This window comes from Streptomyces sp. 7N604, assembly GCF_052245475.1.
Taxonomy (GTDB): domain Bacteria; phylum Actinomycetota; class Actinomycetes; order Streptomycetales; family Streptomycetaceae; genus Streptomyces.
In genome coordinates, this window is sequence record NZ_JBQQBX010000104.1 from 1 (window position 1) to 791 (window position 791).

1 protein-coding gene is annotated in these 791 nt (G+C 69.5%); it reads right to left on the reverse strand.

Annotated elements, in window-relative coordinates; translation table 11 throughout:
• The coding region (locus tag ACTWP8_RS38195; RefSeq protein ID WP_443326644.1) for a 2-oxo acid dehydrogenase subunit E2 at window positions 1–791 on the reverse strand (791 nt) is incomplete at both ends.

A 791-nucleotide genomic window follows, 5' to 3' on the forward strand; every position in this document is an offset into this window, starting at 1 on the left:
CGGCGCCGTCCACCAGGCGGTGGTCGTAGGAGAGCGACAGGTACGTCATGTCGCGGACGGCGATGGTCTCGCCGAGCTCCGGGTGGTCGATGACCACCGGGCGCTTGACGGTCGCACCGATGCCCAGAAGGGCCGCCTGGTTCGGGGGCACGATGACCGTGTCGAACAGCGCACCGCGCGAGCCGGTGTTGCTGATCGTGAAGGTCGCGCCGGACAGCTCGTCCGGGGTGATCTTGTTGCCCCGGACCTTGCCGGCCAGCTCCGCGGTCTTCTTGGCGATACCGGCGATGTTGAGGTCGCCGGCGCCCTTGATGACCGGGGTCATCAGACCCTTCTCGGAGTCCACCGCGATACCGATGTTCTCGGTGTCGAAGTAGGTGATGGTGCCCTCGGCCTCGTTGATCCGGGCGTTGACGACCGGGTGGGCCTTCAGCGCCTGGGCGGCGGCCTTGACGAAGAACGGCATCGGCGAGAGCTTGACGCCCTCGCGCTGCGCGAAGCTCTCCTTCGCCTTGGCGCGCAGCCGCATGATCTTGGTGACGTCCACCTCGAGCACGGAGGTCAGCTGGGCCTGCTCGTGCAGCGCCTTCATCATGTTGTCGCCGATGACCTTGCGCATGCGGGTCATCTTGACCGTCTGGCCGCGCAGCGGGGACGGCTCGACGGCAGCGGCCTTCGGGGCTGCGGCGGGCGCGGCCGGGGCGGCAGCGGCGGCCTTGAGCGCCTCGGCGGCGGCGAGGACGTCCTGCTTGCGGATGCGGCCACCGACGCCGGTGCCCTTGACCGTCGCC